The sequence below is a fragment of the Hydrogenophaga sp. genome (assembly GCF_030158645.1).
Classification (GTDB): Bacteria; Pseudomonadota; Gammaproteobacteria; order Burkholderiales; family Burkholderiaceae_C; genus Hydrogenophaga.
This window is the reverse complement of the sequence record NZ_JAOASO010000168.1, coordinates 1-23328: the sequence shown is the minus strand read 5'-3', so window position 1 is coordinate 23328 and position 23328 is coordinate 1. Positions and strand designations below refer to the sequence as shown.

The 23328-nt window shown below is 66.3% G+C and carries 19 protein-coding genes, 1 other RNA gene and 1 riboswitch; of the genes, 10 read left to right on the top strand and 10 right to left on the bottom strand.

What is annotated here, in order from left to right:
* Nucleotides 1-31: 31 nt before the first annotated feature.
* The 3 genes from Q1W68_RS18040 to Q1W68_RS18030 all read left to right on the top strand — a co-directional run bounded on the left by Q1W68_RS18040 (nucleotide 32) and on the right by Q1W68_RS18030 (nucleotide 4411).
* Nucleotides 32-178, top strand: coding sequence for a hypothetical protein (locus Q1W68_RS18040; RefSeq protein WP_300650169.1), 147 nt, complete (start codon nucleotides 32-34; stop codon nucleotides 176-178).
* Nucleotides 179-287: 109 nt separating this feature from the next.
* Nucleotides 288-2906, top strand: coding sequence for an ATP-dependent chaperone ClpB (gene clpB, locus Q1W68_RS18035; RefSeq protein ID WP_300717220.1), 2619 nt, complete (start codon nucleotides 288-290; stop codon nucleotides 2904-2906).
* A 77-nt stretch (nucleotides 2907-2983) separates the two neighbouring features.
* Complete coding sequence (locus Q1W68_RS18030; protein WP_300650173.1) at nucleotides 2984-4411, top strand: coniferyl aldehyde dehydrogenase; 1428 nt, start codon at nucleotides 2984-2986, stop codon at nucleotides 4409-4411.
* A gap of 17 nt (nucleotides 4412-4428) precedes the next feature.
* Here Q1W68_RS18030 and Q1W68_RS18025 read toward each other — a convergent pair whose 3' ends face one another.
* A complete protein-coding gene (locus Q1W68_RS18025; RefSeq protein ID WP_300650175.1) occupies nucleotides 4429-4686 on the bottom strand; it encodes a hypothetical protein in 258 nt (85 codons plus the stop codon).
* Between the two features lie 220 nt (nucleotides 4687-4906).
* On the opposite strand from Q1W68_RS18025, the gene Q1W68_RS18020 reads away from it, so the two are divergent.
* On the top strand, nucleotides 4907-7384 hold the full coding sequence (locus Q1W68_RS18020; RefSeq protein ID WP_300650177.1) for a DUF1631 family protein: 2478 nt from the start codon (nucleotides 4907-4909) through the stop codon (nucleotides 7382-7384).
* Here the strand turns inward: Q1W68_RS18020 and Q1W68_RS18015 are convergent.
* Entirely contained in the window at nucleotides 7351-8232 is an 882-nt protein-coding gene (locus Q1W68_RS18015) for a helix-turn-helix transcriptional regulator (protein ID WP_300650180.1), read from the bottom strand. The genes Q1W68_RS18020 and Q1W68_RS18015 overlap by 34 nt on opposite strands.
* A 92-nt stretch (nucleotides 8233-8324) precedes the next feature.
* On the opposite strand from Q1W68_RS18015, the gene Q1W68_RS18010 reads away from it, so the two are divergent.
* From Q1W68_RS18010 to Q1W68_RS17995, 4 genes are all read left to right on the top strand, one after another.
* A complete protein-coding gene (locus Q1W68_RS18010) occupies nucleotides 8325-9560 on the top strand; it encodes an MFS transporter (RefSeq protein ID WP_300650183.1) in 1236 nt (411 codons plus the stop codon).
* Between the two features lie 21 nt (nucleotides 9561-9581).
* Nucleotides 9582-11297: a thiamine pyrophosphate-binding protein gene (locus Q1W68_RS18005; protein WP_300650185.1), complete on the top strand. Its 1716-nt coding sequence runs from the start codon at nucleotides 9582-9584 to the stop codon at nucleotides 11295-11297.
* A 114-nt stretch (nucleotides 11298-11411) separates the two neighbouring features.
* Nucleotides 11412-12107, top strand: a complete 696-nt coding sequence (locus Q1W68_RS18000; protein ID WP_300650186.1) for a hypothetical protein — start codon at nucleotides 11412-11414, stop codon at nucleotides 12105-12107.
* A gap of 6 nt (nucleotides 12108-12113) precedes the next feature.
* Nucleotides 12114-12761 carry a Crp/Fnr family transcriptional regulator gene (locus tag Q1W68_RS17995; RefSeq protein ID WP_300650187.1) on the top strand — a complete coding sequence of 216 codons (648 nt, stop codon included), beginning with the start codon at nucleotides 12114-12116 and terminating at the stop codon, nucleotides 12759-12761.
* Between the two features lie 3 nt (nucleotides 12762-12764).
* On the opposite strand, the gene Q1W68_RS17990 is transcribed toward Q1W68_RS17995, so the two are convergent.
* The 4 genes from Q1W68_RS17990 to Q1W68_RS17975 form a co-directional block, all read right to left on the bottom strand.
* Nucleotides 12765-14696, bottom strand: a complete 1932-nt coding sequence (locus tag Q1W68_RS17990; protein ID WP_300650190.1) for a S8 family serine peptidase — start codon at nucleotides 14694-14696, stop codon at nucleotides 12765-12767.
* A gap of 128 nt (nucleotides 14697-14824) precedes the next feature.
* Nucleotides 14825-15937: a phosphatase PAP2 family protein gene (locus Q1W68_RS17985; protein ID WP_300650193.1), complete on the bottom strand. Its 1113-nt coding sequence runs from the start codon at nucleotides 15935-15937 to the stop codon at nucleotides 14825-14827.
* A 40-nt stretch (nucleotides 15938-15977) separates the two neighbouring features.
* Nucleotides 15978-17798, bottom strand: coding sequence for a hypothetical protein (locus Q1W68_RS17980; RefSeq protein WP_300650196.1), 1821 nt, complete (start codon nucleotides 17796-17798; stop codon nucleotides 15978-15980).
* Between the two features lie 136 nt (nucleotides 17799-17934).
* Nucleotides 17935-18423: an SWIB/MDM2 domain-containing protein gene (locus Q1W68_RS17975; RefSeq protein WP_300650199.1), complete on the bottom strand. Its 489-nt coding sequence runs from the start codon at nucleotides 18421-18423 to the stop codon at nucleotides 17935-17937.
* Between the two features lie 270 nt (nucleotides 18424-18693).
* Between Q1W68_RS17975 and rraA the strand changes: the two genes are divergently transcribed.
* The gene (gene rraA, locus Q1W68_RS17970) at nucleotides 18694-19197 is read left to right on the top strand and encodes a ribonuclease E activity regulator RraA (RefSeq protein ID WP_300717219.1); all 504 of its coding nucleotides are present in this window, start codon (nucleotides 18694-18696) and stop codon (nucleotides 19195-19197) included.
* On the opposite strand, the gene Q1W68_RS17965 is transcribed toward rraA, so the two are convergent.
* The 4 genes from Q1W68_RS17965 to Q1W68_RS17950 form a co-directional block, all read right to left on the bottom strand.
* On the bottom strand, nucleotides 19198-20013 hold the full coding sequence (locus Q1W68_RS17965) for a sulfite exporter TauE/SafE family protein (protein WP_300717218.1): 816 nt from the start codon (nucleotides 20011-20013) through the stop codon (nucleotides 19198-19200). It abuts the gene before it with no gap.
* A 2-nt stretch (nucleotides 20014-20015) separates the two neighbouring features.
* A non-coding RNA gene (gene ssrS, locus Q1W68_RS17960) (6S RNA) lies at nucleotides 20016-20195 on the bottom strand.
* Between the two features lie 89 nt (nucleotides 20196-20284).
* Nucleotides 20285-20683 (bottom strand): cell division protein ZapA, encoded by a 399-nt coding sequence (locus Q1W68_RS17955; protein WP_300650204.1) that lies wholly within the window; start codon nucleotides 20681-20683, stop codon nucleotides 20285-20287.
* Nucleotides 20680-20928, bottom strand: coding sequence for a DUF904 domain-containing protein (locus Q1W68_RS17950; protein ID WP_300650207.1), 249 nt, complete (start codon nucleotides 20926-20928; stop codon nucleotides 20680-20682). The genes Q1W68_RS17955 and Q1W68_RS17950 overlap by 4 nt, the downstream gene beginning before the upstream one ends.
* Before the next feature lie 50 nt (nucleotides 20929-20978).
* Nucleotides 20979-21229, top strand: a riboswitch (cobalamin riboswitch).
* 78 nt (nucleotides 21230-21307) lie between these two features.
* On the opposite strand from Q1W68_RS17950, the gene Q1W68_RS17945 reads away from it, so the two are divergent.
* Complete coding sequence (locus Q1W68_RS17945) at nucleotides 21308-23260, top strand: TonB-dependent receptor (RefSeq protein ID WP_300658240.1); 1953 nt, start codon at nucleotides 21308-21310, stop codon at nucleotides 23258-23260.
* The last annotated feature ends 68 nt before the right edge of the window (nucleotides 23261-23328 follow it).

Below are 23328 nucleotides of genomic sequence, written 5' to 3'. Positions count from 1 at the left end.
TCAGCGACGCCCGGCGCCGAGTCGTTCAGCCATGGCGACCGAAGCTGTGCGCCGAGGTCTCACCCGTGTGTTTGTCCAGGTGGCCGCCAGCAACCCGTCCGCGCGTTCCCTCTACCGCCGCGCCGGCCTCAACGTGGCCTGGCCTTGCGCGCACTGGCGCCCTCCGCTGGTGGATTGATCTGGGTCAAGCCAGCGCACCGCCCATGGGCGCACCCTGCCTGGGCGGCTTGAAAAACGCGGGAGTGCCGCCAACTGCCCACCATTCTGATCACCCGGAGAGCTCCTTCATGCGACTCGACAAACTCACCACCAAATTCCAAGAAGCCCTGAGCGAGGCCCAGACCCTGGCACTCGGCGCCGACCACGCCTACATTGAGCCGGCCCACCTGCTGCTGGCCTTGCTGCGCCAGACCGATGGTCCGCAGTCGCTGCTGCAGCGCGCGGGCGTCAACGTGCCCGGCCTGGCCAAAGCCACCGAAGCGGCCATCAAGCGCCTGCCCGAAGTGCAGGGGCAAGACCAGGTCCAGGTGGGCCAAGAACTGGCCAAGCTGCTGCAGGCCACCGAAAAGGAAGCCATCAAGCGCGGTGACCAGTTCATCGCCAGCGAGCTCTTTCTGCTGGCCGTGGCCGACAGCAAGGGCGAGCTGGGCCGCATGGCCAATGAGAATGGCTTGAACCGCAAGAGCCTGGAGAGCGCCATCACCGCGGTGCGCGGCGGGCAATCCATGGACAGTCCGGAGGCCGAAGGCCAGCGCGAGGCGCTCAAAAAATACACCATGGACCTCACCGAGCGTGCCCGCTTGGGCAAGCTCGATCCGGTGATCGGCCGCGACGACGAGATCCGCCGCGCCATCCAGGTGCTGCAGCGCCGCACCAAGAACAACCCCGTGCTCATCGGCGAACCCGGCGTCGGCAAAACCGCCATCGTCGAAGGCCTGGCGCAGCGCATCGTGGCGGGCGAGGTGCCCGATTCGCTCAAGGGCAAACGCGTGCTGAGCCTGGACATGGCCGCGCTGCTGGCCGGCGCCAAGTTCCGTGGCGAGTTCGAGGAACGCCTCAAGACCGTGCTCAACGAGCTGGCGAAAGACGAAGGCCAGACCATCGTCTTCATCGACGAGCTGCACACCATGGTGGGCGCGGGCAAGGCCGAAGGTGCCATGGACGCGGGCAACATGCTCAAGCCGGCGCTCGCGCGCGGCGAATTGCATTGCGTGGGCGCGACCACGCTCGATGAATACCGCAAGTACATCGAGAAAGACGCCGCGCTCGAGCGCCGCTTCCAGAAGATCCTGGTCGGCGAGCCCAGCGTGGAAGCCACCATCGCCATCCTGCGCGGGCTGCAGGAAAAGTACGAAGTGCACCACGGCGTGCAGATCACCGACCCGGCCATCGTGGCCGCGGCCGAGCTCAGCCACCGCTACATCACCGACCGGTTTTTGCCCGACAAGGCGATCGACCTGATCGATGAGGCCGCGTCCAAGATCAAGATCGAACTCGACTCCAAGCCCGAGGTGATGGACCGGCTCGACCGCCGCCTGATCCAGCTGCAGATTGAGCGCGAGGCCGTGCGCCGGGAAAAGGACGAGGCATCGCAAAAGCGCTTCGGCCTGATCGAGGAAGAGATCGCCCGCCTGACCAAGGAAATCTCGGACTACGACGAGATCTGGAAGGCCGAAAAGGCCGCCGCGCTCGGCTCCAAGGACGTGATGGAAGAGATGGACCGCATCCGCTCGCAGATCAAGACCTTCACCGACAAGGGCGACTTCAACAAGGTCGCCGAGCTGCAGTACGGCAAGCTGCCCGAGCTGGAAAAACGCCTGAAGGACGCGCAGGCCGCCGAGTCGGGTAAGGCGCTGAACAAGGACGGCAAGGGCCGCCCGCAGCTGCTGCGCACGCAGGTCGGCGCCGAGGAGATCGCCGAGGTGGTGGCCCGCGCCACCGGCATCCCGGTGAGCAAGCTCATGCAGGGCGAGCGCGACAAGCTGCTGATGATGGAAGGCAAGCTGCACGAGCGTGTGGTCGGCCAGGACGAGGCCATCGGCGCGGTGGCCAACGCGATCCGCCGCTCGCGCTCGGGCCTGAGTGACCCGAACCGCCCGACCGGATCCTTCCTGTTCCTCGGCCCCACCGGCGTGGGCAAGACCGAGCTGTGCAAGGCGCTGGCCGGTTTCCTGTTCGACAGCGAAGACCACCTGGTGCGCATCGACATGAGCGAGTTCATGGAGAAACATTCCGTGGCGCGCCTCATCGGCGCGCCACCCGGCTACGTGGGCTACGAGGAGGGCGGCTACCTCACCGAAGCCGTGCGCCGCAAGCCCTACAGCGTGCTGCTGCTCGACGAGGTCGAGAAGGCCCACCCGGACGTGTTCAACGTGCTGCTGCAGGTGCTCGACGACGGCCGCCTGACCGACGGCCAGGGCCGCACCGTGGACTTCAAGAACACCGTGATCGTGATGACGAGCAACATCGGCTCGCACCTGATCCAGGCCATGGTGGGCGAGCCGTATGAAGACGTGAAAGAAGCCGTCTGGGGCGAACTCAAGAACCACTTCCGTCCGGAGTTCCTCAACCGCATCGACGAAACCGTGGTGTTTCACGCGCTGGACGCACAGCACATCGAGTCGATCGCCGGGATCCAGCTCAAGGTGCTCGAGGCGCGCCTGGCCAGGATGGACCTGCACCTGCAGGTGTCGCCGGCGGCGCTGGCCGAGCTGGCCAAGGTCGGCTTCGACCCGGTGTTCGGCGCGCGGCCCCTGAAGCGCGCCATCCAGCAGCGCATCGAGAACCCCCTCTCGAAATTCCTGCTGGAAGGCCGTTACCCGCCGAAATCGGCGATTCCGGTGGACGTGGACCCGGTGCAGAACCCGGGCGTGTTCGAGTTCGGCGACGCGGTGGCCGAAGGCTGATCCGGGGAGGGGCCCCCATCCGTCGGGATGGGGGCTTGCCCCTACCGCAGTCGGGGCGCCAGACCTATCATCCGCCCATGACCCAGATACCCCCGACCCTTCCCCTGCGCGCCCTGTTTGACGCACAGCACAGCGCCAGCCGCGCCCAGATCGATGTGCCACTGGCGCTGCGCCGCGACCGCCTCGCGCGGCTCAAGGTGCTGATTGACCAGCACGGGGCTGCGCTGTCCGACGCGGTGCAGGCCGACTTCGGCGTGCGATCGCGCCAGCTCACCGAAGTGGCCGATTTGTTCGTGCTGCGTGCGGCCATCGGGCAGCTGCACAAGGAACTGCCGCACTGGATGAAAACCCGCCGCGTGGCCACGCCGCTGTACTTGCAGCCCGCCAGCGCGCACATCCAGCGCCAGCCGCTGGGCGTGGTGGGCGTCATCGGCCCCTGGAATTACCCGTTGCAGCTGAACCTCGGCCCGGCCGCCACCGCGCTGGCCGCGGGCAACCGCGTGATGCTCAAGCCCAGCGAACTCACGCCCCACAGCTCGGCGCTCATGGCCTCGCTGGTGCAGGGCGCGTTCTCCGCCGACGAGTTCAGCGTGGTGCTCGGGGGCGCCGACGTGGCGCACGACTTCGCCAGCCTGCCGTTCGACCACCTGTTCTTCACCGGCTCCACCGCCGTGGGGCGCAAGGTGGCTGCCGCTGCGGCCGCCAACCTCACGCCCACCACCCTGGAACTGGGTGGCAAGTCACCCTGCATCGTGGACACGTCGTGCAACCTGGATGAGGCGGCGGTGAAAATTGCCCATGGCAAGCTGCTCAACGCCGGCCAGACCTGCATCGCGCCCGACTACGTGATGCTGCCGCGCGGCCAGGAAGCCGCGTTCGAGCGGGCGTACACCGCGGCTGTGGCCCGCTTGTTCCCCACCATTGCCGGCAACCCCGATTACGCCGCCATCGTGAGCGATCGCCACCACGCCCGTTTGCAGGCGCTGCTGAACGAAGCCGCCTCCCACGGTGCTCGCGTGGTCGATGTGGCGCCGCAGGCGGCGACCGGCGTGGTACCGATGTCGCGCCAGATGAACCCCACCCTGGTGTTCAATCCCGATTCAGGCTTGAAGCTGCTGGACGAAGAAATCTTCGGTCCCATCCTCCCGGTGGTGGCGTACGACAGCCTGGACGAGGCCATCCGCTACATCAACGCCCGCCCGCGGCCGCTGGCGCTTTACTGGTTCGGCACCGACACCTCCCAACGCGACCAGGTGATGGCGAATACGGTGAGCGGCGGGGTGAGCGTCAACGACACCCTCATGCACGTCGCCCACGAAGGCCTGCCGTTCGGCGGCGTGGGCGAAAGCGGCTGGGGCGCGTACCACGGCGAAACCGGTTTCCTGCGCTTCACCCAGCAAAAGCCCGTTCTGGTGCAGTCGCGCTTCTCGATGGGGCATGTGTTCTACCCGCCCTACGGGCCGCGCTTCGACCAGATCATGGGGCTGCTCAAGCGCTGGTTGTGAGCTTTCGCTGACGCGGCTCAGGCGCCGGTCAGCGTGTCCTCATCGGGGTCGGGTTGCACGACCGCTGCGGTGTTCTGCAGAAAACCCTTTTCCATCAGTCCGTAGGCCAGTTCGGACACGTCCGTGCCCAGCAGCAGCGACAGCTCCTGCTCGCTGCGCCGACCGTTGGCCATGAGCAGCAGCGTGTGCGCTTGCCGGCCCACCGCGTCGGGGCGGGACAGGGCTTCCCATGCCATGTTGGTTTTGGCGTAGCGCCGGGCGGTGGTCTGGATCATTGTTGTTTCCCTGAAGCCGGTGTGTGTTTGACAGCACCCTTGCATGTTGCATGCCAGTTGTGACAGCGCTTTGACGCCGCGGCCTTTCTGCAGCAGTGTTGACCGTTCGGAGACCGATATCCGCCTTATCTCAGTGGTGTCACGCCCCGGGCGGCATGCGCAGGTATAACCGTGACTTGTTTCACACCCCGACCTGGCGGCCCACAGCCGCGATCAGCCGATGACGGTGCCCCCCCGATTGCTGCAGCAGTGCCTTGCCGAGGCACTTGAAGACGCCCCCGCGATGCTCGGGCGTTGCCTTGACGCGGCGGTGATTGGCTTGCAGGAGGCCGAGAAGCAGTGCCTGGAGTTGGCCCAGCGCGATCGCATTGCCAAAGCCTGGTGGCGCATTCGCCAGGAAAAAGAAGGCTGGGTGACCGATTACCCGCAGCGTCTGCGCGAGGCGTTTGCCGTGCCCACCGACGCACCCGCTTCATCCCGCACCGCCTTGCTGACCGAGTCCGCGTACCTCTCGCTGGTGGAGGACGACACCGTCACCGAGTCGATCGAATCGGCCCGTCTGTTGCAAAGCTTGCTGCCACCGCTGGAGCAAGAACTCAAGGTGCTGGACGCGCTCATGAGTTCGTTGCAAGGTCTGGCCACGGTGCAGGCCGACATGAACCCCTTGCGCCCGGCCGTTTTTGTGCGGGCGTTGCGGGACATGATGTCGCTGGACGAGCCCGATTCCCAGTTGCGCGCACTTTGGCTGCGTCACTGCGGCAAGGCCCTGGGTCACGAACTCAAGGGGCTTTACGCCCGTCTCACCCTGGTGCTGCAACGCGCCAACGTGCAGGAAGCCGGCTACCGCGTGCGCCTCATGGCCGACGCCCCGGGCGCGGCAGCCAGGTCGGCCGCCGGTGCGGCCCGCGCCGCACGCGGACCAGGCCCGGCGGCCACCGAGTGGAATCCTTCGGGGCAGGCGCCGCTGGAACACCGCGGCGACAGCACGGGCGAGGCGCACTGGGGCGGCTTCGTGCCCGACATGCCGCAACTTGCCCGCCTGCAGACGCCGGTGGACAACCAGTACCTGCACAACTTCCTGGAGAAGGGCGGACAGCGGTACGAGCAGACGCTCGCGCCCGAGTACTACGAGCAGGTGAGCGAAGAGCTTGCCGCCATCGAGGCCTTTGCCGCCATCCCCACGCTCGACGAGACGATGGTGGTGCGGCGCAGCGAGCAGTACAAGGCCCTGCCTGCGGTGGACCGGCCGGCGCGATCGGTGGACATCGGCACCCAGCTCAGCCAAAAGACCTGGGGCGACTTTGCCGCCGCCCACGAGCGCGCCCGCGTGCTCATGCAGCTCAAGCAGAAGGCCGAGCGCGTGGCGCAGGCCATGGGCCTGGATGTGGTGCGCAAGTTGGTCAACCAGGTTGCGCAAGACCCGCTGCTGTTGGCGCCGGTGCGCGAAGCCGTGGTGGCGCTGGAGCCTTCACTCTTGCGCCTGGCCATGGCCAACCCGCGCTTTTTCAGCGAAGACGCCCACCCGGCTCGCCGCCTGGTGGAGTGCGTGGCGCAGCGCAGCTTCAAATACAACGACGAGTTCGCCAGTGAGTTCGCCGAGTTTTTCCAGCCGGTGCAGCAGGCGTTCAATGCGCTCAACGAACTCGAGACCGACGATCCGCAAGCGTTCTCGATCGCGCTCGACGAACTGCTCCAGGAATGGGAAAGCCAGGACCGGCAGGACGTGGCCGCGCAGGACAACAACCTGCAGGCCATCCGGCACGCGGAAGCGCGCCAGACCTTGGCCGACCAGGTCGCGTGGGACTTGAGCCAGCGGCCGGACGTGGACCACGCGCCAGGCTTCATCCTCGACTTCCTCTATGGTCCCTGGTCGCTGGTGATTGCCTCGGCGCAGCTCAATGCGCCCCAGGGCCAGCTCGATCCAGGTGGCTACCGCAAGGTGGTTTCCAACCTGCTGTGGAGCACCAAAAAAGAAGTCACCTTGCGCCTGCCGGCCCAACTGCTGGAGATGGTGCCCGGCATGCTGGGCACGCTGCACGCGGGCCTGGAGTCGCTGGGCAAGACGCGCGAAGAAACCAAACCGTTCTTCGATGCGCTGATGCGATTGCACCAGCCGGTGCTGGGTCTGCGGCGCGCGCGGGCGAGGGCCGACGCGAGTGCGTCGAACCCGGTGCCGCTGGAGACCTCGTCCATGTCGATGGAGCTCGACGAAACCCTGCCCGCCACGCCGGAGCAGCGCAAACCCCGAAAGGCCGCCCAGCCCTGGCTGGGACGTGAAGAGCTGGAAGCGGCGGGTTTTGAAGACACCCTGCCCACCGACTTTTCCGAACTCTCCGACCACAGCCCGGCGAGCGAAGCCTCACCTGTGCAACCGGGCAGCGAGCCGGCGGCGCCAGGCGAAGAGGACATTCCGTTCGATGCCATCACATTGCTGGCCGGCCTGCGCGAAGGCGACTGGGTCGACCTGTATTCGCACCGCGAGTGGCTGCGTGCCCAACTGATCTGGGCCAGCAACCGCGGCACGCTGTTCATGTTTGTGAGCCGGGGCGGCCGCCCGCATTCCATGACCAAACGCAGTTGCGAACGCCTGATTGCCAACCGCCTGCTGCGGCCCGTGGACGGCCAGAGCGTGGTGCGCAAGGCCATCGAGGCCATCGCAGCCGATCAGCCCCGGGTCGACGAAGCCGTGGCGGCCTGAGGCCTGGCCCTGGCCTGGGCCAGCAGTCGGGTGGGAGGCAGGCCCATGGCCGACTTGAACATGGCGGAAAACGCGCTTTCGCTCGCATACCCACTGGCCTGAGCCACCCGGGCCACCGACACGCCCCGTGCCAGCATGGGCATGGCGTGCGCCAGCACCACCTGCTGGCGCCAGCGCTGAAAGCTCGTGCCCAGTTCGTCCCGAAACAGCCGCGCCAGCGTGCGTTCGCTGGCCCCGGCGTGCGCTGCCCAGGCCGCGAGCGTGGCGTGCTGGGCCGGGGCCTGCATCACCGCTTCGCACAGGTTGCGCAGCCGCCGGTCGCCACCACCGACGCAGGGCATGGGCACGCCCAGCGGCTGGGTGTCGGCGTGCTCCATCTCGTGCAACAGCAGGGTCAGCAACGCCCGACCGGCTGCCAGGGTGGGTGGCTGCGGCCGGTCCAGCGCGTGCACCAGTTCGCGCAGCAGGGGCGACACCACCATCACGCGCGAGTGGGTCCAGTGCGTGGGCACGGTGCTGGCGTCGATGTAGAGCGTGAGCAGCTGGGCCGCTTCGACGATCGTCACGGCGTGCCGGGCGCCCGGCGGTATCCACACCGCGCGCGAGGGCGGCACGATGGTGGTGGTTTCCCGGGAGGCCGCTTGCTCGCCCGCGTCCACGGTCACCTGCAAGAGGCCGCTGGCGCAGTAAGCCAGTTGGCCCCAGGCGTGGTGGTGCGGTTCGAACTGGTTGTCGCTGTCGACCTGGCGCGCCCTGCAGCGCACCGGGTGTTGCGGTGTGGGTCGGAACGGATCGGTGTCCCCCAAAGGGAGGGCGCGGGGAGCGGGGCGGCGGCGGGCAGGCGGCATGTCGGGAGCTTCGACCGGTTTTGGCTGGATGGCGACGATTCTTGTCTTTCCATCGCCATTCTGCATGCGTCTGCCGCCGTACGATCGGCGCCATGAACACCGCCACCATGGGTGCGGCCGCACCGGTCAACCCCGTTCCCCTCAAGCAGGACGCCGCCGTCATCGGCCTGGTGGGCCTGGCCCACGCGACCTCGCACTTTTCGCACCTGTTGCTGGCGCCGCTCTTTCCCGTGTTCATCCGCGACTTTGGTCTGAGTTATTCGGACGTCGGCCTGCTCATGACGTTGTTCTTCGTGATCTCGGGCGCTGGGCAGGCGCTGTCGGGTTTCCTGGTGGACCGCGTGGGCGCCCGCCCGGTGTTGTTCGCGGCCATCGGCTGCTTTTTGGTGGCTTCGCTGGCGGCTTCGCAAGCCACCAGCTACGCCGGCCTGGTGCTGGTGGCCATGCTGGCGGGGCTGGGCAACGCACCGTTTCACCCGGCCGACTTCACCATCCTCAACCAGCGCGTGTCTGCCCCGCGGCTGGGCCATGCCTTCAGCGCACACGGCCTCACGGGCAGCCTGGGCTGGGCGCTTGCGCCGGCGTTTCTGATCGGCATCACCGCGCTGGCCGACTGGCGCACCGCCTACCTGGGCGCTGCGCTGTTGTATGTCGTGGTCCTCGCGGTGCTGTTCTGGCAACGCGACAAGCTGTTGACCGAGGTGGTGGTGCGTCCCAGCGGGGCGCCCCGCGGCGACATGGCTTTTCTGCGGCTGCCGGTGGTGTGGTGGTGCTTCGCGTTTTTCCTCCTGTCCACCATGACGCTGGCCGTCGTGCAGACCTTCGCGCCGTCCATCCTCAACGTGGTGCACGGCGTGAGCGTGGAGATGGCCACCCTCACGATCAGCGCCTACATGCTCTGCTCGGCGCTGGGCATGCTGGTGGGTGGATTTGTGGCGGCGTACAGCCAGAACCACCGCTGGTCCAGCGACCGCGTGGTCGCCATCGCCATGACCGCCGGCGCGCTGCTGCTGTTGCTCTGCGCCACCGGCTGGCTGGGTGCCGTGGGCACCATGGTGGCGCTGGCCGCCACCGGGTTTGCGGTGGGCGTGGGCGGGCCCAGTCGCGACATGATGATCAAGAAGGCCACGCCCAAGGGGGCCACCGGGCGTGTGTACGGCACGGTGTACTCGGGACTCGACGTGGGCTTCGCCTTGTCGCCGCTGATCTTCGGCCTGACCATGGACCGTGGGTGGTACGGGCTCACGCTGGCCGGTGCCGCGCTGGTGCTGATGGTGTCGGTGTTCGCTGCGGTGGGCGTGGGCCAGCGCACGGCCACGGCACGCTAGCGGGCGCGGCACAATGCCGCCATGACTTCAAACATTGCTGGACACCTGCTCGTTGATTGCCTGATCGCCCAGGGCGTGACCCACGCCTTCGGCGTTCCGGGCGAGAGCTACCTCGCCGTCCTCGACGGCTTCCACGCCCGCGCTGACCGCATCCGTTTCATCACCAACCGCCAGGAGGGCGGCGCAGCGTTCATGGCAGACGCCCAGGGCAAGCTCACCGGGCGTCCCGGCGTGTGTTTCGTGACCCGTGGGCCCGGCGCCACCAACGCGTCGATTGGCCTGCACACCGCCTTTCAGGACAGCACACCCATGGTGCTGTTCATCGGCGACGTGGCCAGCGACGCGCGCGACCGCGAAGCCTTTCAGGAAGTCGACTACCTGTCGTTCTTCGGCCCCTCCACCAAAGGGATGGCCAAACGCGTGGAGCGCATCGACGACGCGCGCCGCATTCCGGAATACGTGGCGCGTGCGTTTGCCACCGCCATGAACGGCCGGCCCGGCCCGGTGGTGCTGGTGCTGCCCGAAGACATGCTCACGCAAACCGTGGACGCGCAACCCCTGCCGCGCGTGGAAGCGGTGCAGGCCTGGAGCGACCCGGGCGCGCTGCGCGAGCTGCGCACACTGCTGCTGGCGAGCGAGCGACCGATGGTGATTGCGGGTGGTGGTGGCTGGACGCCGCAATCCGCCGCCGCGCTGCAGCGTTTTGCCGAGAACTGGCAACTGCCGGTGACCAACGCCTTCCGTTTTCAGGACACCTTCGACAACCACCACGCGCTGTACGCCGGTGACGTGGGCCTGGGCATCAACCCCGCGCTGGCCGCGCGCGTGCGCGAAAGCGACCTGCTGATCGCCATCGGCCCGCGCCTGGGCGAGTCCACCACCGGCGGTTACACGCTGATCGAAGCTCCGGTGCCCAAGCAGAAGCTGGTGCACATCCACGCCAGCCCCGAAGAGCTGGGTCGGGTGTACCAGCCCACGCTGGCGATCAACGCCACCATGAACGCGGCGGCGCGCAGCCTGGAGGTGCTGACCGCACCGCCCACGCTGCCCTGGGTGGAGTGGACGCAGGCCTGCCACACCGACTACCTGGCCAACATCGATCCGGCCAACGGCGGCATCACGCTGCCCGGCACCATCGACATGCCGGCGATCATCCACACGCTTCAAAAGCATCTGCCGGCAGACGCTGTGCTCACCAACGGCGCGGGCAATTTCGCGAGTTGGATGCACCGCTTCTTCCGCTACCACGGCCTGGTCAAGGGCTACAAGACGCAACTCGCACCCACCAACGGCGCCATGGGGTACGGCGTGCCGGCCGGCATCGGCGCGGCGATCCTCACCGGCCGCACCGCCTTCACCATCGCGGGCGATGGCGACTTCCTCATGAACGGCCAGGAGCTCGCCACCGCGTTGCAACACGGGGCCAAGAGCATCGTGCTGCTGCTCAACAACGGCAGCTTCGGCACCATCCGCATGCACCAGGAACGCGAGTACCCGGCCAACGTGAGTGGCTCGGCCCTGGCCAACCCCGACTTCTGCGCCCTGGCGCGGGCCTACGGTTACGCAGCCGAGCGCATCACCCACACCGCCGAGTTCGAGCCCGCACTGCGGCGCGCGCTGGCCGCGACCGGCGGCAGCCTGATCGAAGTGATGATCGACGTGGACGTGATCACCACCCGGGGCACGCTGAGCGCCATCCGGGCGCGCGCGCAGGCGGCTGGACTGCTGCCGGACTGAGCTCGCCGCACCACGCCGTTTGGTGAATACCGCACAAACCGCCCCCGCATTGGCACACAGCCTGTGTGGGCCTCGCCTGCCTAGACTGGGGCATCCCATCCAAGGAGAGCGGTCATGTGGCAAGCCAGCAGCGCGAACAGAGCATCCGGTCTTCCCGAACCGAGCAGCTTGCCGGGGCAGGGCGCCGCGTCCCGATCCCATCTGCTGCGAGCGCTCGATGAGGTGGACTACGGCGTGCTCATCATCGATGCACAAGGCACGGTCCTGCACGCCAACCACCTGGCGCGCCATGAACTGGCGAGCGCCCGCATGCTGGTCTCGTACGGCAACACCCTGCTGGGCAGCAGCGCCGAGTTCACCGCGCAGATCCAGGCCGCCATGGACGCTGCGTTTCGCGGTCAGCGTCGGCTGGCACTCTTGAACAAAGGCGAGCGAGAGCTGGCCCTGACCTTCACACCCCTGAGCCACCCGCTTGAAGGCGACGCACCGACGGTGCTGGTGATGCTCTCCCGTCAGAGCACCTGCGACAACCTCGCGGTGCGCATGTTCGCCCGCACCATTGGCCTGAGCCCGAGCGAAGAAGCCGTGCTCATGGGTTTGTGCCGTGGCCTGGAGATTCCCGAGATCGCGGCCGAGCACGGCGTGGCGCAATCCACCATCCGAAGCCAGATCAAGACCTTGCGCGAGAAGGCCGGGTCGGCCAGCATCCGCCGCCTGCTCCAGCGCATCAACACCTTGCCACCGGTGGTACCCGCCTTGCGCATCGTGATGCCCATGCCCCACAATCCTTCGGAGTCCATCCATCCGTGAGCATGAATGCCGGTCACCCTTCCCGCTGCCTTTGCCCATCCCAACCAACACATTGAAGCGCTGGCCGCGCTCGGCGTTCAGCGCCGTTACCGGCGAGGCACGCTGCTGATCCAGGAGGGAGAGACCGGTGACACGCTGTACATCGTTCTGCAAGGCCGACTGCGCGCTTTTCTGTCGGACAACAACGGCCGCGAACTGACCCTGGGTCTGTACGGCCCGCTGGAGTACGTGGGCGAGATGTCGCTGGACGGCGGGCCGCGTTCGGCCAACGTGGAAGCCGCCGAGCCAAGCACCTGTGCGGTGGTGACACGCGCCACGCTGCTGGCCTACATTGCCGAACACCCCGAATTCGCGCTGGAGCTCATGGCCCGCCTGATCCGTCGCGCGCGACTGGCCACCGAGAGCGCGCGCAGCGTGGCGCTGATCGACGTCTACGGCCGACTCGTGCGCTTGCTCAATTCGCTGGCACAGATACCGAACGAGCGGGGCGAGCGCGCCCTCAAGGAGCGGCTCACCCACCAGCAGATGGCGCAACACCTGGCGTGCTCGCGCGAGATGGTGAGCCGCCTGCTGAAGGACCTGGAAACGGGCGGCTACATCGACGTGCGCGAGCGCTGGATCTGGTTGCTCAAGACACTGCCCGCGCGCTGGTAGCGTTCAGGGCAGGTTGATCAGCCGCCGCGCCTCTTGCGGCGCGGCCGAGCTGGTGCCCGCCAGCCGCACCGCGCTGCCACTCAGGCTGCCCGCACCCAGCACCCCCCACAGCGCAGCGTTGTCGTCACTGGCAGCCAGCGTGTCGGGCACTTTCCTCACCCCTGCGCGCTGCGGCCGGCCCGCATCAGGATCGGGCTTGCGAGGCGAGTAGCGCGCAAAGTCCCCGTTGGCCGAGACCTGCCGGCGGACACCACCCACGCTCACCGTTTTCTGGCCGGTCGAGAGGCTGTTGAAGGTGCCGCTGCGGCGGATCGGCGTGGGGTTGTCTGGGTGGTCCACGAAGCTCTCGACATTGCCGCTGGTGTCGTACCGCGCGTCTTCGAAGCGGGACTGCCGCGCTCCTGTGCTCTGGCCCAAAGCCACGTCGTCTCGTTCGATGTAGCCGTCGAACACCACGGGTTCGGTGCCGCCGTTCTTCAGCGTCACCGTCCATGAGCCGAACGGCGCGGTGGCGGCCTTGGCCCGGCGGCTGAATGTGGGCGCCAGTGCGATCAGGGCGCAGGTGCTGCCCAAGCCCAGTGCCGACGTTTTTGGGTAGATGACGCCACACGCAGGCAGACCGTGGGCACCCAGCCACACCCCCGAGGCACCCATGCGCAGCGGGGGCAACGGCTGGTCGTGCCCGGGAGGTGTCACGCTCAGGGTGACACCCTCTGCCCCGTAGGGTATCCACAGTTCCAGAAAGCTTTGCGTGCGGTCGTCGGGCAGAACGCGCCAGTGCAAGGGCAGCGAAGCACCCGGCGCCAGCGTGCCGTTGGCGTGCGTCTGGCTCTGGTAGGCATTGCCTGCGGGCACCGTCACTTGCAGGCGCCCATCGAGGAGCCCGATCAGCTGGTCCATGGCGGCTTCGAGGATGGAGCTGCCGTCGTGCGGCCCCGCCAGCGTGCCCCAGCTGATGTTGACCACCAGCTGCGCCTCGGGCGTGCAGCGCGCGAGGATGTACATGAGCGCATCGAGCACGCTCGCATTCATGGCGCCGCCCGAGGTGTCGCGCACATTGGCCACGTCGAACTGCACCGCGATCAGGTCGCAGCGGCTGGCATCGTCGTCCACCGGCTGGAGCGGGGTGCCCTGGCCGCAGGCCAGGCTCATCACATGCGTTCCGTGGCTGACGGGTTTGCTCAGTTCCCACAGTTGCAGGTCCCGGTAGAGGCCTTCCTCGTCAAGCCGCCCTTGGTGGGTGTGCGCCGCCATGGCTGCCTGGATCGCGGCACCCGAGAGCTCGTGGCCATAGCCCATGTCGCGCGGGCGGGGACCTGCGCGGGCCGGGTCCAGCGGTGTGCGGTGGTGCGGTTCGTTGCCCGGCCAATCCCCATCTTGCGTGTCATCCTGGCGCCAGAAGTGTTTGACCCGTGTGCGGCCCTGCGGATCCAGGAACACCTGGTTTGCAAATGCCAGTCCCCCGTCAATCAGTCCGAGCACTTTGCCGCTCAGGCGATCGGGCGCGCTCACGGGACGCGAATCGGGTGTGCAGGGGTCGTGGATCGGCTGGGTGTGGTGGCCCACCGGCAGGCCCAGCTCGAAGCGCAGGATCAGCCGGCGCAGTGCCGCATCCGACCGCAGTTTCTCGAAAAATCGGCGTTTCACATGCGCTGTGCAAAACCGCAGCGTCGGCAGGTTGAGGTACACACGCGGGATTTGCAACCACTTGACGTTCGAAGCTTGCACCAGCGCCGGCACGCTGGCGCCCGGTGTTAGTTCGATGACGATCGGCAACCACGTCGGGGGCTTGCCTTGGGGCTTGACCCGGTAGCCTGCGAAGCGGTCGGCTTCGGCCCACGCCAGGTAGGGGTCTTGACCGTCGATGGCGCCCGGCGCGCCCCAGTCGATGCCGGTGAATTCGCCGGTCGGCAGCGGTGACCAGGCAGCGCTCATTCGCAATCCCTCCGTGCTGCGCACGGCGGGGCGAGCTTGCTTGGGACGGCCCGGCGCTGCGCTCATTCGAGATCCCTCCGTGCTGCGCACTGCGTGGCGAGCTTGCTTGGGACGGCCCGGCGCTGCGCTCATGCCCACTCCTTGAGCGCTTCCTCCCAGAGCCAGGCGAGCAGGGGGGCGGATCCCACCCCTGTGGTGTTGGCCGACCGTGTGTACGCGTGACCGCTGGTGTGGTTCATCGACTGGTGCAGATTGAAATCCAGCGGTTCGCCGTTGGGGCCCTCGAACAGGCGCCCGTCAAAGCCGCGCTCGTGCACCTTCAGGCCGGTGGCGCGCGCCACTAGAAATTCGGCGAGCGCAGTGCCGAGCAGGCGTCCGCATGCGCTGTCGACCGGGTAATGCACGCCGGCCACCACGCGGTTGGTGGCGATGCGAGCCGCCAGGCGCTGCAGTTGTTCGTGGCTGGCACGGCCATTGGGCGTGCCGCCCTTGGGAGAGGCAGCGTCGAGCAGGGCTTCCAGCAGCACCGCCACTGCGAAGGATTCGGTGGCGTGGCCACTGGGCCAGCTGCCGTGCCCCGGTGTGTCGATCATCGGCTGGATTTGCGGTGACAGGGCCACCGGTCGCAGGCAGGCGAAGATGTGCTTGAAGCGCATTTCGACATGGACGCACAGCAAGAAGACCAGGTCCATCAGTTGCAGCGTTTTCTTGTGCCGGTGCGCGGTGAGTCCGACCACCGATGACCAGAAGGCCACGGGTGGGCTCACCTGCGCGAGGATTTCCATGGCGCGGTCACCCCGAAGATCGGCGTAGGCCGCCACCAGATCCAGCTGCTTCTTGAACTGCGCTCTGGAGGGCGCGCGCAGTGTCACCAGGGGCTTGCGCTCCAATGTCCGGGACTGCAGATTGGCAAATTCCAGCCGTGCCTTGTTCGAGCCTTGTGTCCTGAACAGCAGGCCTTCGATCAGCTCACTGAAGCAAGCCTCGACCCGGGGACCGTCGGCCCACAGCGCGAGGTTGGAGGGTTTGTCGAAACCGGGTTCGGCCACGTGCAGGGAGGCACCCGTGAAGGGGCCGACCACCGCAGCCCGGTTCAAGATCAGCGCGTCGGAAGCAATGAACCCCGCGCTGGCGCCACTCGCCCCGCTTGCGCCACTCGCGCCCGATGCACCGCTGGCCCCGCTCGCGCCACTGGCTCCGGACGCACCGCTGGCTCCGCTGGCTCCACTGAAATACGACATGCTCGCTCCCTGCTGGGTGGTTGAAGAATGAATGTGTTGATCAGCTCTCGGGCAGGCCCAGCGCCGTGAACACGCTGGCAATGCGCTTTCGCTGCGGATTGGGTTTGCCGTACTTCAGGTATTCCGCGAGGGTGAGCCGTGGCTGGATCGAGCGCAACCAGTCGAAGGTCTTGCGCGCCTCGGCCTCTTGCCCGGATTCGTACTGCGCCGTCATCAGCGTGCGCAAAGTGGGCGGATGAAACCGGTTTTGCTTCAGGGACGCGCTGCTCATGGCGATGCATTGCGCCAGGTGACCCGACGCGAGATAGCTGTTGGCCAGCAGCATCTCGAAATAGAAGCGCTGTGGATCGATGGGCGACAACTGCAACGCGGTCTCGGATTCGCTCACGGCCGCTCCAGGATCGCCCCACATGCACGACCAGAAGCCGCAATACAACCAGGCAATCGGATCGTTCGGGTTGTTTTGGGTGGCTTCCTGCAGCAGGCTTCGGGAGTCGGCCACGTTGTCGCCGAGGTGGCACATGGCGTGGCCTTTGATGGCCATGGCCAACGAGCTGTTGGGCTCCAGATCCAGTGCGCGATCGGCGGTGTCGATCGCGCGCTGAAAGTCCTTCGCGGGCTCGGACGACATGCCTTGCACCACCTGCATGATGTGCCATTTGGCCAGCCAGGCCCAGGGTGAGGCCACGCGCTTGTGTCGCTCGGCCACGGCTTCGAGCAACTGCCGGCTTCGGTGCAGGTCGCGCGGGGTGGAGCGGTGCATCAAGGTGATGCCACCGAGCATCAGCGCGTTGCTGTCGAGTTGGGGCAAAGGCAGGACCAGTGTGCGCTGGACGACGTCGTTGAGGGTGGCCTTGGCGCATGCGGCGCACAGGGCTTCGAGCAAGACGCTTTGAACCTCCATCAGGTCCCGCACGTCCCCCGTCAAGCGATCTGCCCAGATCACTTCTGTGCGTCGGTTGTCGGTGAGTTCGGCCATGATCACGACCTTCTCCCCGTAGGTGACATAGCTGCCACCCAGCACAAAGGTGGCTTCCAGACGCGCGCCGATTTCGGCCGCAGACGAAGGGCGGCTGCGAAATGCCGTGGTGGACAGCCGGGAAATCACGCGCAGGTCGGGGCTGCGCGAGAGCTGCGCGATCACGCCGTCGGCGATCAACTCGCCGATGACGAACTGCTCTGCCACGTGACTGCGCGTCTCGAAGGGCACCACGGCAATGGACGGGCGAAAGTCCAGCGCCGCGCCCTCCGGCACGAGGGCGCGCAACGAAGACGATCTGCCGGTCACGGGAAAGACAGCCCAAGTCCTCACCGGATCGGGCCAATGCTTGAGGTAACTGTCGCCGCGGTCTTCAACCTCGGCGTCCATGCCCACAACGATCCCGTCGAACACGCTGGACGTGATGACGGTCTCGCCCGGCGCTGCCAGCTCGGACACCCGGGCGGCCAGGTTCACGCCGTGGCCGTAGACATCTTTGTCGTCGGCGTAGAGGTGGGCGGCGTTGATGCCCGCTCGCAGATGCATCTGGCGTGCATCGGGAAGGGTTTCGTTGAGCGGGGCAAAGTGCTTGTGCAGCGCGAGTGCGGCACGCACTGCGTCGGTGGGGTGGTCAAACTCCACCAGCATTCCGTCCCCCAGGCTTTTGACCATGCGGCCTTTGCAGGCCGGCAGCACCACGGTGGTGGCGTGGTGAACAAAGCCGCGCCACTGGTTCACCACGGCAGCCTCGTTGGCGGCCATCAGCCGCACCGACTCCACAAGATCGATCACCAGCACCACCTTGTGGCGTTGCTGGGGAAGCGGTGGAACATCCCCGTCGGCGACCGGTTCTGTGATGGATGAAATGGAGCTGCTGATCATGCCGGTGGGGGTATGCAGTACATCGCAGTTTCTCACAGCTGACCACGATGAATGCCAGGCTGTGGGCCAAAAAACAAAGCCGACTGGCGTCGGCTTTGCTGGGAGCTTCACACCCCGTGAGGTGTGTGAATCACGATCACTTGAGGTGGTCGTTGACCAGCTTGGTCATCTCGAACATGGAGGCCTGGGCCTTCTTGAAGATTTCCTTGAGCTTGGCGTCGGCGTTGATCATGCGACGGTTGACCGAGTCCTGCAGCTTGTTCTTCTTGATGTAGTCCCAGATCTTCTTGGTGACTTCGGTGCGCGGCAGGGGGCTGGCACCCACGATGGCGGCCAGAGCGGCGCTGGGGGTCAGCGCTTTCATGAACGCGGCGTTGGGTGTGCGCTTCTTGGCGGGAGCGGCTTTCTTGGCGGCGACCTTCTTGGCGGGTGCAGCTTTTTTGGCTGGTGCGGCCTTTTTGGCCGGCGCAGCCTTCTTCGCAGGAGCAGCCTTCTTGGCAGGTGCTGCGGCCTTCTTGGCCGGAGCAGCAGCCTTCTTGGCAGGTGCTGCGGCTTTCTTGGCCGGAGCAGCAGCCTTCTTGGCCGGAGCCGCTTTTTTAGCGGGAGCTTTTTTCGCAGTTGCCATGGTTGAATTTCCTTCTAGAAGTTGACTTATTTCCCAGCGGAAAACGCGCTTTCACACTGGTGTCTCGGATGCTAATGGAGATGCCTGCGCAATCCAAGGAGGGCCAAGGGGTTTTTTCTCCGTTTTCAGAGGGGAAAAGCGGCTTTTTGGCGAGGAAAACAACACTTCGATGCGACGAGAGCCAAGCGCGGCGCGGGCTGCAGGCGCATCTGCTCAAATTCGGCCCTGTTTTCGTCACCCAACACGCCTCGTTTTTCCACAGGAAATGCCATGACCACCTCAATTCCGTTTTCCACTTGCGACCTGTGTGATGCCCACAAGAACGACACCACCGGCGGCTTTCGCGTGTTGCCACCCGTGTTCCGCGACTTCGGCGCAGTGCGGCGTTTTTGCGGGCCTGTGGTCACGGTCAAATGCTTCGAGGACAACTCGCTGGTGAAGGCCGCGGTGGACAGCGCCGGTGAGGGCCGCGTGCTGGTGGTCGACGGCGGTGGCTCGTTGCGCCGCGCACTGGTGGGCGGCAACCTCGCCGCATCGGCGGCGGCCAACGGCTGGGCCGGTGTGGTGGTCGATGGCTGTGTGCGGGACGTCGCCGAGATGGCAGAGAGCCAGACGGGCATCCGTGCATTGGCGCTCATCCCGTTGCCCACCGAAAAACGCAATGAAGGCCAGCGCGATGTCGCGGTGCAGATCCAGGGCGTTTGGGTGCGTCCTGGCGACTGGCTCTATGCCGACGAAGACGGAATCGTGGTGTCGGACCGGTCGCTGAACTAGTCAGGCAGTGATGCCTTTGTAGAGCATGTACGCCGCCAGCATGTAGAGAAGACCGGCGAACACGCGCTTGAGCGACTTCACCGGCAGCGCGTGCGCTGCCCTCACGCCCAGCGGCGCCATCAGAACGCTCACGCTGGCAATCACCAGCAGCGCGGGCAGGTAGATGTAACCCACCGCACCTGCAGGCAGGTTCTGCACGTTCTGCCCGGCAATGACGTAGCCCACCGCATTGGCCAGTGCGATCGGAAAACCGAGCGCAGCGCTGGTGGCCACGGCGCTGTGGATGGCCACGTTGCACCACGTCATGAACGGCACACTGACAAAGCCGCCGCCCGCGCCGACGAGACCGGACAGAAAGCCGATGACACTGCCCGCACCGATCAGGCCCGGCGTGCCGGGAATCGTGCGCGTGGCCTTGGGCTTTTTGTCGATCAGCATCTGCGTGGCCGAGAAACTCACGAAGCCGGCGAAGAAGAAGGCTAGCCAGCTGCCCTTGAGCAAGGCAAACACACCCAGGCTGGCAATCATCGAACCCAGCACGATGCCGGGCGCAAGGCCCTTGACGATGTCCCAACGCACAGCGCCGCGCTTGTGGTGCGCACGCACGCTGGAGATGGACGTGAAGATGATGGTGGCCATGGAGGTGGCGATGGCCATCTTGACCGCGAGGTCGGCCTCCACACCCCGTGCCGAGAGGATGAAGGTGATGAAGGGCACCATGAGCATGCCGCCCCCGATGCCCAACAAGCCGGCGAGGAAACCGGTACCCAGGCCGAGCACGGCCAATTCAAAAATCAGGAGGGGGTCGAGAGGCATGAAAGGTGTCTGCAAGTGCCGCCGGACCGGCATCCTGAACCGGGGTTCAGGTGGGCAAGGGCAGCGTGGCTTCGGGATCGTCTGACGCGAGACGCTCACGCCAGCCACGCAATGTACCAAGCCCGGGCTCTATGAGCATTGGTTCAAGGAAATATAAAGCCCGGCGCGCACTGCAGACACGCAAATTGTAGGTGCTGCATGCGGCCTGCGCGGGCCGAGGGACAAGAAAAGGCGCCGCAGTGACGGACGGTGTCGATGCGGGGGCGATCCGTCAAAGGAGGCGACCGTCTTTGTCGAGCGTCTGGTCCAGCCGGCGCATGAGTTCGTCCACGCGCGCTTGCGTGTGGGGGTCGAGCGTCTCGTGGTCGAATGCGCCCCCGGCTTCCGCAAACGCGCTGTTGTCGGCCTGGCCGAACGACGACGCCTGGAAACTTTCGGCTTCCAGGCGTTCGGCTTCTTTCTGCGACAGCTCGAAAGCGAGGTTGAGCGAGGCCAGCACGGCGATCCGGTCGCGCGCTTTCACCTTGCCCGCATCCCGGATGCGACACATGGCGGTGTCCACACGCTCCACCGCGTCGAGCAACGACGATTCGCCCCCGGGCGGGCACGAGAGCAGGTAGCTCTGGCCCATGATCTGAACCTCGATCTGTTTGCTGCCGGGCTTGTTCACGAGTGGTCCTTGTGGGTATCCGACGGCGACCGGGTCGCCTCGACCTGGCTGGGCGCCAGGCGTTCGAGCAGCGCATCGATGCGAGCGCGCGCGGCCATCAGACGGGATTTGAGCGAGTCGCGCTCGGCCTGCAGTGCGTGCACCTGCTCGACCAGCAGGGCGTTGGTGCGCTGCAGTTCTTCGTGGCGCAACAGCAGGCGTTCGACACGCTCGGTGATCTGGTCAAGGTGCTTGGGATCGGCCATGGTGGGGACTCGCAGTTTTCACATTGTAGGGTTGGCCCAGGGAGCTGCGGCTTAGAATGCCGCCTGTTGGTGCTCGCGGTGTGGTTCACATGCCGCAGTTCAACGGGAAGCAGGAGGGCGGGCCGACAAAGACCCACCTAACCTGCGCTGCCCCCGCAACGGTAAGCAGACGAGAGACCCGACGCAGATCGGGCCACTCCGCTTTCATCTTGCAGCCACTGGACGACACACCTTGTTGTCTGGGAAGGCGATGAAGGTTGTTCTGTCAGCCCGGATACCGGCCAACAAGGTGGTGGTGCGTCTGGCAACAGGCGCACCGCCGTGACGCTCATGCACCGTCGGGGAAGGCGGTGAGGGCTTTGTCTCTTGTTTCTTCATCATGAAAATCCGAAATCTGCGCGCGCCTGTGGCCGCGCTGCCGCTGGCCGTTCTGGTCGCTTTCCCTTTGCACGCCCAAACCGTTGCGTCGAGCAACCTGCCCGAGACGGTGGTGACCGCCACTCGCTTTGCGGAGCCGCTCGCCTCGCTGCCGTTGGGCGTGAGCGTCATCTCCGCCGAGCAGATTCGCGCTTCCGGCGCGAGCACCGTCAATGAGGCGGTGATGAAGTTGCTGGGCGTGCCTGGCCGCCAGGACTCTTATGGGGGTGGCGACTATGCGCTGGATCTCCGGGGCTTTGGGACCACGTCCGACAGCAATCAGGTGGTGGTGCTCGACGGCGTTCGCCTGAACGAAGCCGATCTCGGTGGCACTCGGCTGGCGGGCATTCCGATCGACACGGTTGAGCGCATCGAAGTGCTGCGCGGCAGCGGCTCGGTGCTGTACGGCGAGGGTGCCACCGGGGGCGTGATCGTCATCACCACCCAAGCGGGCAACGGCTCGGCGCGCCGCAACAGCGCCACGCTGTACGGCGCTGTGGGCAGCAATGATTTGCGCGAACTGCGCGCCAACGCCACGGTCGCCAGTGGCGGTTTTTCGCTGGACCTGCACGGACAGCGCCGCGAAACCGACAACCACCGCGACAACTTCCGCTCCGAGACCGATGGTGCGGGTTTCACGGCTCAGTGGTCGAACGACACCTTGCGCCTGGGCTTGCGCCATGACCGAGATGCACTGGACACCGGATTGCCGGGGTCGCTGACCGCCACACAGTACGCGGCGAACCCGCGTCAGACCACGCAGCCCAACAATTGCGCCAGCATCCGCAACGAGCGCAGTGGCGTGTTTGCTGAAGCCATGCTGGGCAGCTGGCAGCTCGGCATGGACGCCGGCTCGCGCGACAAGGCCCTGGCCAGCGTTCGTCCCGGCTCGGTGTACGCCTATGACGTCGAGGCGCAACAGCTGGCGCTGAAGGCGCGCCACACGAGCCAGTGGGGTGCAGCCCGCAACGCCCTGGTCATCGGGCACGACCGTGGTGAATGGGATCGCGTTGTCCAGGGCGCGTTCGGATCCGTGGCAGGGCAGACGGCCCGCGGCTGGTACCTCAAGGACGACCTCACTCTGGCGAGTGGAACGCGCTTGTCTGCTGGCGTGCGCACGGAAAAACTGGCCAAGAACGTCGACGACGGCTTCGCTCCCGTGCAGCTGTCGGAGCGCGAAACCGCCTGGGAGCTGGGTGTGAGCCAGCCTTTGACCTCTGCCACCACGGTGTGGGCACGCGTGGGCAACAGCTTCCGACTGGCCAACGTGGATGAATTCAGCTTCACGAATCCGGCCGTGCTGATCCGACCGCAGACGTCGCGCGATCTGGAGGCCGGTGCGCGCTGGGTGCAGGGTGCTTACAAGCTCGAGGCGCGCCTGTACCGCAGCAACCTCACCGACGAGATCGGCTACGACCGCAACGCGGTCGGTCCCAACTCGCCGCTGTTTCCGGGGGCCAACATCAACTTCGATCCCACCCGCCGCCAGGGCCTGGAAATCGATGGTGACTGGAAGCTCAGCACCACGCTGTCCCTGGGCGCTCGGGTCGCGTTGCGGCGCTCGACTTTCCGCGAGGGCCCTTACAGCGGCAAGGACGTGCCACTGGCGCCTCGACGCACACTGGCATTGCGTGCCGACTGGGTGCCGATGGCCGGGCACCGCTTGAGTGGTGGCGTGAATTTTGTGGGCTCGCAGCATCCCGATTTCGCCAATGTCTGCCGCATGCCGGCTTACACCACGGCGGATGCGCGCTACGCGGTGCAGGTGAAGAACATGGAGCTGTCGTTCGGGGTGAACAACCTGTTCGATCGCGATTTCTACACGCAGGCTTTCGGTTGCGTGGCTGGGCAGACCTCGTCCATCTATCCCGAGGCCGGTCGCACCTTCACCGCCGCACTGCGCATGTCGTTCTGACGCCGCCATGAGCACCACCCACCTCGGCCCGCAGCGCATCGTCTGCCTCACCGAAGAAACCACCGAGT

What these genes read in the sequence shown, in the direction of transcription:
- Q1W68_RS18015 (WP_300650180.1), bottom strand. Translation starts at nt 8,232, where the DNA reads ATGCCGCCTGCCCGCCGCCGCCCCGCTCCCCGCGCCCTCCCTTTGGGG.
- Q1W68_RS18030 (WP_300650173.1), top strand. Translation starts at nt 2,984, where the DNA reads ATGACCCAGATACCCCCGACCCTTCCCCTGCGCGCCCTGTTTGACGCA.
- Q1W68_RS17985 (WP_300650193.1), bottom strand. Translation starts at nt 15,937, where the DNA reads ATGTCGTATTTCAGTGGAGCCAGCGGAGCCAGCGGTGCGTCCGGAGCC.
- Q1W68_RS18025 (WP_300650175.1), bottom strand. Translation starts at nt 4,686, where the DNA reads ATGATCCAGACCACCGCCCGGCGCTACGCCAAAACCAACATGGCATGG.
- Q1W68_RS18000 (WP_300650186.1), top strand. Translation starts at nt 11,412, where the DNA reads ATGTGGCAAGCCAGCAGCGCGAACAGAGCATCCGGTCTTCCCGAACCG.
- Q1W68_RS18040 (WP_300650169.1), top strand. Translation starts at nt 32, where the DNA reads ATGGCGACCGAAGCTGTGCGCCGAGGTCTCACCCGTGTGTTTGTCCAG.
- Q1W68_RS17980 (WP_300650196.1), bottom strand. Translation starts at nt 17,798, where the DNA reads ATGATCAGCAGCTCCATTTCATCCATCACAGAACCGGTCGCCGACGGG.
- Q1W68_RS17975 (WP_300650199.1), bottom strand. Translation starts at nt 18,423, where the DNA reads ATGGCAACTGCGAAAAAAGCTCCCGCTAAAAAAGCGGCTCCGGCCAAG.
- Q1W68_RS17950 (WP_300650207.1), bottom strand. Translation starts at nt 20,928, where the DNA reads ATGGCCGATCCCAAGCACCTTGACCAGATCACCGAGCGTGTCGAACGC.
- Q1W68_RS17995 (WP_300650187.1), top strand. Translation starts at nt 12,114, where the DNA reads ATGCCGGTCACCCTTCCCGCTGCCTTTGCCCATCCCAACCAACACATT.
- Q1W68_RS18005 (WP_300650185.1), top strand. Translation starts at nt 9,582, where the DNA reads ATGACTTCAAACATTGCTGGACACCTGCTCGTTGATTGCCTGATCGCC.
- clpB (WP_300717220.1), top strand. Translation starts at nt 288, where the DNA reads ATGCGACTCGACAAACTCACCACCAAATTCCAAGAAGCCCTGAGCGAG.
- Q1W68_RS17965 (WP_300717218.1), bottom strand. Translation starts at nt 20,013, where the DNA reads ATGCCTCTCGACCCCCTCCTGATTTTTGAATTGGCCGTGCTCGGCCTG.
- rraA (WP_300717219.1), top strand. Translation starts at nt 18,694, where the DNA reads ATGACCACCTCAATTCCGTTTTCCACTTGCGACCTGTGTGATGCCCAC.
- Q1W68_RS17945 (WP_300658240.1), top strand. Translation starts at nt 21,308, where the DNA reads ATGAAAATCCGAAATCTGCGCGCGCCTGTGGCCGCGCTGCCGCTGGCC.
- Q1W68_RS18010 (WP_300650183.1), top strand. Translation starts at nt 8,325, where the DNA reads ATGAACACCGCCACCATGGGTGCGGCCGCACCGGTCAACCCCGTTCCC.
- Q1W68_RS17990 (WP_300650190.1), bottom strand. Translation starts at nt 14,696, where the DNA reads ATGAGCGCTGCCTGGTCACCGCTGCCGACCGGCGAATTCACCGGCATC.
- Q1W68_RS18020 (WP_300650177.1), top strand. Translation starts at nt 4,907, where the DNA reads ATGACGGTGCCCCCCCGATTGCTGCAGCAGTGCCTTGCCGAGGCACTT.